Here is a 13,276-nt window from a genome sequence, read left to right as displayed (position 1 = left end):
CGAAATGAAACTAACGAGAATACTAGCGATTGTAGCAATGGCAGGCAGCCTTGGTGTTGCGATCCAGTCTACGGTGGCAACTGCTCAAATCCGCGAACAGCAGCCGGCGGAATTTCCACCAACGTCTTACAAAGGCAAGCAATATGTCGACAGCCAGGGGTGTGTTTTCATCCGGGCGGGCATCGACGGAAACGTGTCTTGGGTGCCCCGCGTCTCGCGGGACCGTAAAACCGTTTGCGGGTTCAAGCCGACCAATGCAGGCAGCGTAGCAGCAGCGCCCGCTGCACCTGCGCCCGCACCGGTCCAGATCACTCTCGATGATGCGACGACAACCGCTGCTCCGGCACCGGCGGCACGACCCGCCCCGCGCCGCACAGCCCAGGTCGCAGCACCTGCACCGCGCCGTGTCGCTAAACCAAAAGTCGTACGTCAAACCGCGCGCCGCGCTGCTCCGAAGCCGGCTCCGCGGATTGTGGCCCCTGCACCACAGGTCATCCGGCCCGCACCGCAAGTGCGCCGCGTAACAACTGCGCCCCAAGCCGCTGCAGGCTGTGGCGCTACCGCCATTTCGCGTCAGTACATGCGCGGAGAGGGTGTCCGTTGCGGCCCCCAGTCAGAGCCGATCATCGGCAACCGTACCGCCGCTGTTGTTCCGCAGGCGCGCGCCTACGGCCAGCAAACAGCAGGCCACACGACCGCCATCCGGCCACACTACAACACAGGCCATACGATCAGTAGCAACACGCGTATTGTGCCCAAGCATGTCGCCAAGCGCCGGATCAATACGACGAATGTGAATGTGCCGAAAGGCTACCGTGAAGTTTGGGATGATGACCGTTTGAATCCGCGTCGCGCAGAGCAAACTCTTGGCGGGCGCAGTCAGATGTTGCTGGTCTGGACCCAGACCGTGCCACGTCGCCTGATTAACCAAAGCACGGGTCGCGATGTGACCGCTTCCGTTCCGCTGATTTACCCCTACACCTCCGTTGCCCAGCAGCGCCGCGAATTGGGTGAAGTCAGCATCGTCCGGCGCGATGGCCAGATCGTTAAAAAGATCATCCGTAATGCAGGTGCCAAGCCTGTTGAACGTCAGCCCGTCTATTCCTCCCGCTCCGCTCCGGCCAAGGTCGAGCCCAAAGCGCAGGTACGCCAGCAAGTCGCAAAGCCGGCCAAGGCGCTGGCAGGAAAGCGTTATGTACAGGTCGGGACCTTCCGGAACGGGACAAACGCACAGCGGACAGCACAGAATGTCGCGCGAATGGGAATGCCCGCACGCATCGGCAAGCACCGCAAGGGCGGTCAAACATACATGACTGTGCAGGCTGGTCCCTTCAACGGACCACGTGCCATGCAGCAGGCCATGAACCGTCTGCGCAGCGCCGGTTACAGCGACGCCTTCGCACGCTGACTAAAGCTTCTCGGCGGATAGTTCTGGCCAGTCGGAGATAATCCGGCTGGCCATTTCTTTTGCCCAAAGTGTGTAAACCACCGGTCCCGGATGAAATCCGTCAGATGCCATTAACGCAGGCACCAGCGGCTGATCGAATGGAACGTAGGTACAGTCAGCCCGCGCAAACAGCACCTTGAGCAGGCGCCGTTGCAGACGGTCGGCGTGCCGCCCTAACGTCCAGCGCAGAGGGTGCGGCAAAAGCGGAAAATGACCGAGCGGCGGCATGCCAGAAAGGTAGATCTGGGCCGGTTGATAGAGTTCCTCCAGCCTGCCCAGAAGCGCTTGTTGCTGACTGACCCAGAGGGAGGCGGGCACCAGCCGCGTCACATCATTCACGCCAAGGGCCACGACGATGACATCGACGGGTTCAGGATGAGCGTCTTTTAGTCGATCAAGCGTGCTTTTGGTGGTGGCTCCGGTCAGGGCATCAAGGTGCCACGTCACGCTGAAGGTCTCGGAGAGTGCCTCAATGAGTTGCCCGCTCAGCGCCTCTGATTGGGTCGACACGCCGACGCCTGCCGCGGAACTGTCGCCAATGATTGCAAGGCGCAAGGGTTGCCCGCCACCAATTGTCCCGGTGCGGGGGCCTGCGGCTTCGGGAAGGCTTTGTGCGGTACGTCGCACGCGTACCGCCTGCGCAATCAGTAGCGGCGATAATACGAACCGGACAGCCGTATCAATCATCCCCGATCAACCGCCGCAGATGGCTTGCAACCGAAGCCAGTTGGCATCTGATATCAGCGGCTCGGTCAGCTTTCCGTTCATCGGGTCACCTTCAATCAGATCAATCGTGGTCTCCCCTGTGATATCGCGAGCATATGCGTAAGGGGTGCTGCGCAGGGACGCACGTTCAAAACGCTGGATCTGGGCTGCGGTGTCCGGCTCAGGTACGGGGCTGGTTAGCAAATGTTCGGCATAGGCATCCAGCGCCTGAGGGGCGAGATCACCGGTGGTCAGCAGGCGGAAGTTTTCGCGCAGGCCAGCAACACGAAGGATGTCACGCAGCGGATCAGAGGCATCGCGGCGGGTCTGCTCTGTCACGATGTAACCAGCGGCGATGTCAGGCTCTTCATAGTCCTCAATGACGTTCCGGTTCAGCAGGATCAGGCCACCGGGCAAATGCAGGCTGTCTTTGGTCATGTCTGGCAAAACGGCGAGCGGCCCTGACTGGAGGCGCGTTCCCAGCAATGCCAGTGCTGCGCGACTGCCCGGATCACCACAGACCGCACCGCCCACGCGTTCGATCCTTTTAAGCAAAGCGGCACCAATGGCTTCGCGCTTTACCTTTGGCACAACGCCAAGCGTGTGATCCTGCATGGCACCAGGTAGCCAGAACAAAGCAATCCATGCGACCACAAGAACAGAGGCGATCATCCCCATCCACCGCAGTCTTCCCGGGCGGGGGCGCGATTTCTCAATCGCTTTTCGCAGGGTTTCGATGGCCTCGATCATTTCGGCCTCACCCTCGGACAGTTCAAGCGTTTCGCCGGGGTCACCGTCAGGGTGGAAAATCGCAGGCCGCTCGCCGGGGTTCGCGCGTTCGACGGCGGCCAAGGACCAGTGGGTGAGTGGCTGGCTTTTCAGATCGATGATGACAATCGTGGCGTCGCCAATAGAGACAATAACCTCGCGGCGCTGCTCATCCGGCGTGGGACGCCAAAGCGCCGTGGCCTCAAGCCGGGCGTATTTTGTGAGCGCGGTCATCGCGGTTCTGGCCTGCCTGCTGTTTTGCCCGTAGTTTACCACCAGAGCGCGGGGGGGCAATGCCTTGCGCAAGGAGGACATGTAATGGAGTTTCGAAAAGCGCAAGATCAGGACGCAGAGGGGATAGCTGCCTTGTGGCATTCCGGTTGGCACAGTGGGCATGCCGCCCATGTGCCCGCAAAACTTGTGGCCACGCGCACCGCTGACGAATTCCTGGAACGCACGCGTGCACATCTTGAAAGAACAGTGGTTTCAGAGGTTTCCGGTCAGCTGGCAGGGTTCTACATGCTGAAGGAAGACGAGCTTTACCAGTTCTACATTGACGCAGGCTTTCGCGGCACAGGCGCTGCCCTTGAACAAATGCGCCATGTCGAAGAGGCGATGAGAGGTCGCATTGCGTGGCTGGCTTGCGCCGTTGGCAACCTTAGGGCCGCAACATTCTACGAAAAATGCGGCTGGGTCCGGCAGGGCACTTTTGTATATGCGGTCGAAACGTCAGCCGGTCCAATGGACGTCGATGAGTGGCGATACCAAAAGGATTTGCGATAGTTACGTGTCAGCGGCTGTCTTGCGCAATTCGAATTTCTGGATTTTGCCGGTCGAGGTTTTGGGAAGTTCCTGAAACACCACCCGCTTTGGCGCTTTGAAACCCGCCAGCGTTTCACGGGCAAAAGCAATGAGGCTGGCCTCATCCGGTGCCGTGCCGGGTTTGAGTTCGACAAAGGCGCAGGGCACTTCCCCCCATTTGTCATCAGGCTGTGCGACCACGGCGGCAAGGTTCACGTCGGGATGCCCCATCAACACGCCTTCGACCTCGACGCTTGAAATATTCTCCCCGCCGGAGATGATGATGTCTTTGGCGCGATCGGCAATCTGGATATAGCCATCAGGGTGTTGCACGGCCAGATCACCGGAATGGAAATACCCGCCTGCAAATGCTTCGGCGGTGGCGGCAGGGTTTTTGAGATAGCCTTTCATGACCGAGTTGCCCCGGATCATAATTTCGCCCTGCGTCTTGCCATCCATTGGGGTCTGCATGACATCTTCGTCCGTTACGGTGATATGATCCATCATCGGCATGGCGACACCTTGGCGGGCCTTGATCGCTGCACGTGCGGCTTCGTCCAATGCGCCCCAATCTTCGGGCTTCCAAAGGCATTCGGTGACATGACCATAGGTTTCGGTCAGTCCGTACACTTGTGTGATATTGAAACCCAGTTTTTCGATCTTGGACAGCGTCGCAGGGGCAGGGGGCGCACCTGCGGTGAAGACTTCGACCAGATGATCAAAGGGACGGCGTTCTTCGTCGGGGGCATTCACAAGCATGTTCAGGACAATAGGAGCGCCGCCAAAATGGGTGACCCCCTCATCAGCAATGGCATTGTAGATATTGGTTGCAGTGATGTCGCGGCAGCAAACAAGCGTGCCGCCAACCAGAGGCATCATCCACGTGTGGTTCCATCCGTTGCAGTGAAACAGCGGCACAATTTGCATGAAAACCGGATGCAGCACCATGCGCCATGAGACGACAGTGCCCATGGTCATAAGGTACGCGCCCCGGTGGTGATAAACCACGCCCTTGGGCCGTCCGGTGGTGCCGGAGGTATAGTTTAGCGCAAGGCTTTCCCATTCGTCCTGTGGCATGATCCAGTCGAACTCTGGGGCCGCATTGGCGAGAATTTCTTCATAGGTTTTGTGACGTCCGGTTGGTGGAAACCCGTCGTCAGCTACTTCGATGATAACCGGCGCTGTCCCTTGCATGTGCGCACAGGCCTCTTCAACCAGCGGCAGGAATTCGGTATCTACCAGCACTGCTTTTGCGCCACCATGTTCGAAAATATAGTTGACCGTTCCGACATCCAGACGCGTGTTAATCGTGTTCAAAACGGCCCCACAAGCAGGAACGCCAAAATGCGCCTCGGCCTGTGGCGGGGTATTGGGCAAGACAGTCGCCACCACATCGCCAGAGGACACGCCCATCGCGGCGAGAGCACTGGCCAGCCGCGTACAACGATCATGGTATTGCCTATAGGTCACGCGGTGGTCGCCATAGATCACAGCGGTTCTGTCCGCAAAAACGGATGCGGCGCGGCGCAAATGTGACAGCGGAGTTAACGGCACATAATTGGCGGCACATTTTTCAAGTCCGGTTTCGTCAGCCATCCACCCCATGTCGCATCCCTTCGAAAACTATGTCGCGTTGATGTTAGAGTATTGCGGGCGGGTGCGGTCTTTGGAAGGGTGAAAGTGAAGGTGAGGGCTGCATGAGCACATTGAAACCCGGCGTCGCGGCGGCGTCTGTTCTGGCAGGTATGTTTACACTTGGTCTGACCGACAACTTCGTCCCCTACATATCCGAGCGCGGTTCGCTTTGGCAGTTCCACTTCGTGCGCTCGATCATGGTGCTTGGTCTGCTTGTCATCATCGTCGCCTCTGGATTTGGCAGTCTGCGCGCCAATCGCCCCATGGCCGTAATCGGGCGCAGTTTGTTTCCTGCTAGCGCCATGTTGATCTATTTTGGCTGCTTGTCGGTACTGCCCATCGGGGTTGTGGTCGCAGGCTTGTTCACCTCGCCACTTTTCGTCGTGCTGATCTCGATCCTGTTTCAGGGCAAGACAGTGGGGAAATTCCGCTGGATCGCTGTTGTTATGGGATTTGTCGGTGCCCTGATGGTGATCCGGCCTGATCCGGCGGCGCTTGATCCGGTTGCGTTTTTGCCGATTGTCGCTGGTCTGCTTTATGCAATCGGGGCTGTTGCCACACGGGCGTGGTGCGAAGGGGAAAGCACCACAAGCCTGACCGCAGGGTTCTTTGGCATGTTGGGCGTATTTGGATTGATTGGCATTTTCGTGGTTCGCGGTGACGCCCCCGAAGGACATGCAGGTTTCGCGCTGCGATCTTGGGGCGTGCTGGACGGGCCTATGCTGTTCTGGTTTGCGGTGCAGGCGATAGGATCGCTGATTGGCATTGCCCTCATCTTTCGCGGCTATCTGTTGGGCGAGGCAAGCCATGTCGCCGTGTTCGAATATTCGCTTCTGGTTTTTGCCAGCTTCTGGGCGTGGGTGATGTGGGGGCAGACCGTCGCACCACTGGCATTGGCCGGAATGGTTTTGATTGCAGTCGCGGGGGCGATCATAGCGTTGCGCAGCACCGAAGTCGTCTCGCCCGGTCGCGTGCCGGAACCGCAGCAATGATCATCAGTCGCGGCCGGTCCTACATCTTTGTGCATATCCCCAAGACAGGCGGCACATCATTGGCGCTTGCGCTTGAGGACCGCGCGATGAAAGACGACATCATGATGGGCGATACCCCCAAGGCGCTCAAGCGGCGCAAGCGGTTGAAGGATATCAAGACGTCGGGACGGATGTGGAAACATGCGGGCCTGTCCGACATCGACGGTTTGGTCAGCCCCGAAGAAATTGCACAGATGTTTACCTTCACGCTGGTGCGCAATCCGTGGGACAGGATGGTGAGCTACTACCACTGGCTGCAAGATCAAAGCTTTGATCATCCGTCCGTGAAACTGGCCCAGTCAGAAACGTTCGAGGGCTTTCTGAAAAATCCCGCGACACAAGCAGGTCAGCGCCAATGGCCCGCCGCACGTTACATGACTGACGTAAACGGTGCAGAACGGTGCACCAGCTATATCCGACTGGAACATTTTGCTGAGGACGCGGGCCCTCTGATCGAACATCTCGGCTTCGATCTGACACTGCCACGGCAGAACCGTTCGAACCGCGAAGCCGATTACCGTTCATACTATTCTGAAGGGATGCGCGAGATCGTAGCAGACTGCTGTTCGGAAGACATCGCGCGATTCGGATACAAATTTAGGTAGTATTCCCTTGGAGGTGATTTCCGCTCTGGTCGTGGATTGCCTCTATTTTGCCATCTAATTCTCACGAAACCCGCAGAATTGTTGCTCAATCCCGCACCAATGCCCCATTTGCGCCTCTTTCAGGACCACTCCCCGTCATGAGAATCACTCCAAGTGGTTCCAGTAACTGCAACAGCGCCCTGCCAGGCGCATCACCATGGGGATGGATGATATGTTTAACTGGAAGAACAAAGCGAGCGGAATGCCAAAGCGCTCTGTTGAAACCTCAGGCGCCTATGATGGCGGGTTGAACGTTCAGACACACGGTCTGATGGCCGGTACAGTTGTCGCATCAAATCTTGGCTGGCGTGCGATTGAAGCGCTTGCCGTCGGAGACAGCGTTCTGACATTTGACAATGGGATGCAGCCTATTGTCGAAATCCGTCGCCACACTTTCTGGGTGGATGCACCCGATTCAGACGCTGCAAGCTGGCCGGTTTATGTGCCTGTCGGCGCATTGGACAACCGGACCGAGTTGGTTCTGCTGCCGGATCAGGGTGTCGTCGTTGAAAGCGACGGTGCGGCAGATGCTTTTGGTGATCCGTTTTCGATCGTAGCTGCGCAGGCTTTGGAGGGTGTGCGCGGCATCATGCGGGCGGCACCTGCCCAGAAGATCGAACTGATTGCGGTGTATTTTGAGAATGAGCAGGTGGTCTATGCCGAAGGCGGCGCATTGATCCACTGCCCCCGGAACACTGTGGCGCTGGATGCGTTCCTGAACGCTGATGCGACCACTTATGCCGTACTATCCCCGCGGGAAGCGGCATATGTTGCGGAGTGTATTGTTGTCGAAGACCGGATGGGGGCGGCCTGAGCCCGACTTACGGTAAAGCAGCGGTGCGCTGCTGATTTGACAACAGCAGCCCTTGGGCGAGGGTTGCACATACTACATTCCCCATGGTGCAAAGGGGTCGCGTTCCGGCGCGGCCCTTTTTTGTTTCTATGAGTAGCCCGTTGCGCTGCAGAACCTTTTGAAAGTCTGTGCACCCAAGCGTTGCGTAATGAAAGCATCGGCGCTACCCTATGCGCATGAAACATGTGCCAAAAGAAACCACCGATGATGCTTTGATCCAGGAGTTCCTGAACAAAGGGGGCAAGGTGAGTGTGGGCAAGACCAAGCCGCCGAAAGCCGAGTTGGGACTGAGCAACAATCAGTGGAACAACAAGCTGACCAAAGAAGAGAAAGCAGCCCGCGATAAAAAGTGAGGCTGCGGTCAGTAGATCGTGAGCAACGCCACGACGCCGACTAGGATCAGGCTACAGGCCCATAGCAGGTCAAGGTTGAACCATGTCTGCGACAGAAATTTCAGACCCAGCCAAAAATACATCAGCGTGGCCAGTGCCGCACCTGCCAGTGTCATGGCGAGTGTATGTACGGCAGCGACGACGAAGGCTGTACCGACATTGCCGGCCATCAATTGCCCCGCAGCATCATGCCCCGATCCGGGTTCTGATGGCGCACAGATAGCCAGAAAGATCGGCACCAGCATGAGCCCGGCACCGTGGGCCATCGCCGCTAGAAAAGACCAAAGGGCCAAACGGCCTGGATGAACCCGCGCAAGAAAGCGGGGATGGCGACGGTTGATTAACAGGTAGACGCCCATCGCGATGACAACAAGCGCAGCACCAGTGCGTATTTCCTGTTCCCAAGTCGCGAGCGAAACCATCAGCGAGAATGGCAGCAGGATGGCCGTCATCGCAACCATATGGCCAAAGGCAAGCATGGCAAGCGTGACGAAAAGCGCTTTGGTTTTCCGCTCCATCAACGCCGCCGACACAGCCAGGGGCCAGCCCATTCCGGGGTTCAGACCGTGGTAGAGGCCCGAAACAATGACGGCCCACCACAGGGCCGTCACTGATAGGGTTTCCGCAATCATGCTGCGGGCTTTCTATAAGACGTCAAATACCTAGACGTTCGGATAGCAGAAGCTGTCGGTCGAGCAATCGCCGCCCTCAAGCCGGATTTGATGCGAACGGTATCCTTTCGGGAACTGGACGTAGAAATCTTTGTCCAGCGTCAGGCCGCCGTTCTCACCCACATGAGCCATGACCATCTGCCCACCCTCATCGTTGGGATAGAATTGATCATCCCACGTTGAGTAGAGCGAGTTCGTCCAATAGACCCTTTTGCCATCGCGGCTGATCTCGACCATCTGGGGCCCATAGGCAAAGTCCTGACCGTTGGGATGCTTGTGATGTGCAACGATCCCGCCCAGTTCGACCTTGCCCGCCAATACCGGATTCATCGGATCACTGACATCGTATTGATGCATCTCACCCAGACCCCAACAGGCGACATAAAGGTATTTGTCATCAAGGCTGAGGTCGATATCCGTGACCAGTGGAGGCACCGCGCCAAACCCTTTGAGCAGTTCCGGCAGATCATCTGCATCGGCGGGCACAGGGTCAATTGTTATGGTCTTCTTGGATTGCCAAACACCATCATCATCGCGCCACCACGTGAAAATCGCGCCCTGCAAATTGGTTGTATCTACCACTACGCCGCAGAAGCCATAGGACTTTGATGGGTCGTGAGCGGGCCGTATCTCCAGCGCCATCTGATAATTCTCGCCAAAATCGATGGTCTGGATGTTCTTGCGCGCGCGCAAGTCCCAGAAGTGGATCGAATGGCCGTACTTGTTGCTCAGCAGATCTTCGGCGACCACTCCTTTTTCGAATTGCGGCGGCAGGCCCCATTCGGAGCTGACCATGTAATCCTGTGGCAGGTTCCACCAGAAATCATAATGCTTGTCCTGCTTGCCACGGTCCATCTCGTACCGGCCGACAATGTCAAAGGTTTCGCAGTCCATGATAAAGATACCCGGAGGGCCGTCAGTCCCATCTTCGCCACCACCACCGAGGGTCGAGACATAAATCCCTTCAGGTCCGCAATGGATTGTATGCGGTCGCGAATAGCCTGTCTTGGCAAATATCTCTTCGGGTTCAATAACCTTGTGGATCTTTGCATTGAGCGGCTCCTTGACGTCGATGATGTAGATCCGGCTGGAACGAATTCCCGGCACGATCAGGTAGCGGCGCTCCAGAAAGGCATGTCCGGTCAAGGGCGAGAGGGACGAGGAGCAGGCGTTCCAGCCGAAATGATGAAATTCGTCACCGGTGGCTGTGGCGATCACTTGATGCACGATTTGCCCGTAGGTCTTTGAGCCAGGGTTGAGGTCCACCACCGCTATGCCGTCCGGTTGACTGCCATCGGGACTGAGCATAACGGTAAAGCCGTAGTTTTCTACCGGTGCCTGCATGGCAAGCTGTGCAGTAGGGTGAAATGTCGGGTCAGGTCTCAAGTTCATAAAATATCCTCCCAGATTTCAACATTAATGTCCGAAATCGGCTCGCCCATGTCTCAATTGCACGGGTTCAAAGCGGTCCCGGGGCCGGCGCAACTCTATCGAAGATGCGCGGGGTTTTAAATGTCAGACAATTGAAGGGGAGATTGAGATTCGTTGCAAGGTAATTTTGCGCGGAATGAAAAAGGGAGGCCGAAGCCTCCCTTAGTCACTTGGTTCCGAGGCGTAGTGTTACGCTGCCGCAGCTTCCTTGCCAAAGCGGCCATAGAACGTCTGGTTCTTGTCGGCCATTTCGCGCAGTAGGTCAGGGCATTTGAACCGCTCGCCGAACTTGGCTTCAAGCTCGTCACAGCGCTCGGCCGCGTAAGGCGTGCCGATCATGTCGAGCCATGAGAAGGGGCCACCGGACCAAGGCGCAAAACCCCAGCCAAGGATCGCACCCACGTCACCTTCGCGGATGTCCATCAGCACACCTTCTTCCAGTGCGCGCACGGCTTCGAGGACCTGAACAAACATCAGACGGTCCTGCACTTCTTGCAGATCAGGCTGCACTTCGGCCAGTGGATAGCGGTCATGTACGCCTTTCCAGTAGCCCAGACGCTTGCCCTTTTCATCATAATCAAAGTAACCGGCTTTGGCCTTGCGACCCAGACGGCCCTCGTCTTCCATCCAGACAATAAGGTCATCCGCCTCGGACGCTGGATAGGCGTTGCCCATCGCCGCCTTGGTGGCGCGCATGATCTTGGTTGCCAGATCGATGGATGTCTCGTCACCCAATTGTACCGGACCGACAGGGAAGCCGAGCATCTGCGCGGCATTGTCGATCAGGACAGGTGCGACACCTTCGGTGATCATGCGGTTTGCTTCACCACCGTAAGGAATGATGCAACGGTTGGCATAGAAGAAGCGCGCGTCGTTGACCACGATGGGCGTTTTGCGGATCTGGCGGACATAATCGAGGGACTTGGCAACGGCACGGTCGCCGGTTTCTTTACCCTTGATGATTTCCACCAGCGCCATGCGTTCAACTGGGCTGAAGAAGTGGATGCCGATGAACTGTTCGGCGCGGCTTGACGCTTTGGCCAGATCGGTGATCGGCAGCGTCGAGGTGTTGGAGGCAAAGATGCAATCCTCAGGGATCACGGCTTCGACTTTCTGGGTCATCTCGGCCTTGACTGCGGGGTCTTCGAAGACAGCTTCAATGATCAGATCACATCCTTTGAGTGCGTCCAGATCAGGTGTTGCGTTGATCAGGGCAAGGGCTGCTTCTTTCTTTTCAACGGTGCCTTTCTTGCGCGCGATGCCTTTGTCGAAATAGGCTTCGGCGTATGCCTTGCCCTTGTCGGCAGCAGCTTGGTCACGGTCGATCAGCACAACTTCGATACCGGCCTGTACGGACACAAGCGCAATGCCCGCGCCCATCATGCCGGCACCCAGAACGCCCAGTTTCTTGACGCGCTGGTCGGGGATGCCCGCAGGACGCACAGCGCCTTTTTCAAGCGCTTCCTTGTTCAGAAACAAGGAACGGATCATCGCGGAAGAGGAAGGGTTCATCAGAACGGACGTGAACCAACGTGCTTCGATCTTAAGGGCCGTGTCGAAAGGCACCAATGCGCCTTCGTATACGGCAGAGAGAAGCGCCTTGGCCGCAGGGAAGGCACCCTTGGTCTTGCCGTTCACCATCGCGTTGGCACCAACGAACGTCATGAAACCTGCGGGGTGATACGGTGCGCCACCGGGCATTTTGTAGCCCTTGGCATCCCATGGCTTGACCAGATCTGCGTCTTTTGCGTTCAGTACCCATTCCTTCGCGGCGGCGACCGGATCAGCGGCCACTTCGTCGATCAGGCCCGCTTTTGCAGCAGCGGCAGGGGCGACCATTTTGCCCTCAAGCAGAAAGCCGGAGGCCGCCATCGCGCCAAGCTTGAAGTTCAGACGGGTTGTGCCGCCGGCACCGGGGAAGATGCCAACCATGATTTCGGGCAAGCCGATGCGGGCCTTGGGGTTATCGGCACAGAAAATGCGGTGCGTGGCCAGCGGCAGCTCAAGCCCGATGCCAGCGGCAGTGCCGGGCAGGGCGGCAGCAATCGGTTTGCCGCCTTTGTTTGTCTTGGGGTCCATGCCCGCACGCTCGATCTTGCGCAGCAGATGGTGCATGCGCATCGTACCTTCGAAAAGGCCCTTGGCCGGATCATCGCCTGCTTCCGCTCTGAGCGTGGCAAGCAGGTTAAGGTCCATACCGCCTGCAAATGATCCGTCTTTGCCGGAGGTGATGACAACACCCTTGATGGCATCGTCGGCCAGTGCTTGATCGATCAGGGCATCGAGTTCGCTCAGCCCGTCGATGGACATCACGTTCATCGATTTGTCTGCGACGTCCCAAGTGATGATCGCAACGCCGTCGGCGTCGGTTTTCATAGTAAAGTCTGTCATGTTCAGTTCTTTCTTTCGTCTGTCGTGGCGGCTTTTGTATGGCGGATGCCGGATGTCGGGCTTGCAGCCCCCATTCTGGTTTCCAGTGCACGGCCCACGGTTGTTGCTTTGTCCAAGGCATATTGGCTTGCGCTGATCTGCCAGCGGTCTTCAATGAGTTCGAGCACACAGAAGCTCGGGTAGGGATCGAGAACGCGCAGGTTGCCAGACATAACATGTGTCATATACGTCGCCTCAATCCGAAGCGGACCGCGGTATTCCGCGATCTCGCAAATACGGATCAGGTTGGTTACGCCTCTTTTGCGATAATCCTCCAACACAAGGTCGAACACATCTTGAAGGGCTGCACGTGTCTTGAGCACCGTCTTTCTGTCTGGCGTCTCGATCGTATGAGGCAGGGCGAAACAATGCGCGAAAGCGTCGAAGTCGTTGGCGAGCATGGCTTTGCCAGTCTCCTCCAAGATCATCTCTTGTACGCCCAGCGCTGTTTGCCCGCCTTCTACCATG

13 protein-coding genes are annotated in these 13,276 nt (G+C 57.5%); 6 read left to right on the top strand and 7 right to left on the bottom strand.

Annotated elements, in window-relative coordinates:
* Positions 1 to 4: 4 nt before the first annotated feature.
* A complete protein-coding gene (locus Z946_RS0104040) occupies positions 5 to 1,408 on the top strand; it encodes an SPOR domain-containing protein (protein ID WP_081780773.1) in 1,404 nt (467 codons plus the stop codon).
* Here Z946_RS0104040 and Z946_RS0104035 read toward each other — a convergent pair whose 3' ends face one another.
* Positions 1,409 to 2,134: an SGNH/GDSL hydrolase family protein gene (locus Z946_RS0104035; RefSeq protein WP_025054455.1), complete on the bottom strand. Its 726-nt coding sequence runs from the start codon at positions 2,132 to 2,134 to the stop codon at positions 1,409 to 1,411.
* A gap of 6 nt (positions 2,135 to 2,140) precedes the next feature.
* Complete coding sequence (locus tag Z946_RS0104030; protein WP_025054454.1) at positions 2,141 to 3,154, bottom strand: hypothetical protein; 1,014 nt, start codon at positions 3,152 to 3,154, stop codon at positions 2,141 to 2,143.
* An 84-nt stretch (positions 3,155 to 3,238) separates the two neighbouring features.
* Here Z946_RS0104030 and Z946_RS0104025 point away from each other — a divergent pair, with 84 nt between their 5' ends.
* On the top strand, positions 3,239 to 3,703 hold the full coding sequence (locus tag Z946_RS0104025; protein ID WP_025054453.1) for a GNAT family N-acetyltransferase: 465 nt from the start codon (positions 3,239 to 3,241) through the stop codon (positions 3,701 to 3,703).
* On the opposite strand, the gene Z946_RS0104020 is transcribed toward Z946_RS0104025, so the two are convergent.
* Complete coding sequence (locus Z946_RS0104020; protein WP_025054452.1) at positions 3,704 to 5,326, bottom strand: long-chain-fatty-acid--CoA ligase; 1,623 nt, start codon at positions 5,324 to 5,326, stop codon at positions 3,704 to 3,706.
* Between the two features lie 92 nt (positions 5,327 to 5,418).
* Between Z946_RS0104020 and Z946_RS0104015 the strand changes: the two genes are divergently transcribed.
* The 4 genes from Z946_RS0104015 (at position 5,419) to Z946_RS21655 (ending at position 8,237) form a co-directional block, all read left to right on the top strand.
* Complete coding sequence (locus tag Z946_RS0104015) at positions 5,419 to 6,348, top strand: DMT family transporter (protein ID WP_025054451.1); 930 nt, start codon at positions 5,419 to 5,421, stop codon at positions 6,346 to 6,348.
* A complete protein-coding gene (locus Z946_RS0104010) occupies positions 6,345 to 6,992 on the top strand; it encodes a sulfotransferase family 2 domain-containing protein (protein WP_025054450.1) in 648 nt (215 codons plus the stop codon). The genes Z946_RS0104015 and Z946_RS0104010 overlap by 4 nt, the downstream gene beginning before the upstream one ends.
* A 202-nt stretch (positions 6,993 to 7,194) precedes the next feature.
* Complete coding sequence (locus tag Z946_RS0104005; protein WP_160170267.1) at positions 7,195 to 7,845, top strand: Hint domain-containing protein; 651 nt, start codon at positions 7,195 to 7,197, stop codon at positions 7,843 to 7,845.
* A 215-nt stretch (positions 7,846 to 8,060) separates the two neighbouring features.
* A complete protein-coding gene (locus Z946_RS21655; protein ID WP_025054448.1) occupies positions 8,061 to 8,237 on the top strand; it encodes a hypothetical protein in 177 nt (58 codons plus the stop codon).
* 8 nt (positions 8,238 to 8,245) lie between these two features.
* Here Z946_RS21655 and Z946_RS0103995 read toward each other — a convergent pair whose 3' ends face one another.
* The 4 genes from Z946_RS0103995 to Z946_RS20985 form a co-directional block, all read right to left on the bottom strand.
* Positions 8,246 to 8,908 (bottom strand): hypothetical protein, encoded by a 663-nt coding sequence (locus Z946_RS0103995; protein WP_037969066.1) that lies wholly within the window; start codon positions 8,906 to 8,908, stop codon positions 8,246 to 8,248.
* A gap of 30 nt (positions 8,909 to 8,938) precedes the next feature.
* Positions 8,939 to 10,339: a selenium-binding protein SBP56-related protein gene (locus tag Z946_RS0103990; protein ID WP_025054446.1), complete on the bottom strand. Its 1,401-nt coding sequence runs from the start codon at positions 10,337 to 10,339 to the stop codon at positions 8,939 to 8,941.
* A gap of 228 nt (positions 10,340 to 10,567) precedes the next feature.
* Positions 10,568 to 12,769 (bottom strand): 3-hydroxyacyl-CoA dehydrogenase NAD-binding domain-containing protein, encoded by a 2,202-nt coding sequence (locus Z946_RS0103985; protein ID WP_025054445.1) that lies wholly within the window; start codon positions 12,767 to 12,769, stop codon positions 10,568 to 10,570.
* 2 nt (positions 12,770 to 12,771) lie between these two features.
* On the bottom strand, positions 12,772 to 13,275 hold the full coding sequence (locus tag Z946_RS20985; protein ID WP_025054444.1) for a hypothetical protein: 504 nt from the start codon (positions 13,273 to 13,275) through the stop codon (positions 12,772 to 12,774).
* Position 13,276 lies beyond the last annotated feature (1 nt).

Origin of the sequence: Sulfitobacter noctilucicola (genome assembly GCF_000622385.1) — a bacterium.
Taxonomy (GTDB): Bacteria; Pseudomonadota; Alphaproteobacteria; order Rhodobacterales; family Rhodobacteraceae; genus Sulfitobacter; species Sulfitobacter noctilucicola.
This window is presented reverse-complemented; position numbering and strand designations above follow the sequence as displayed.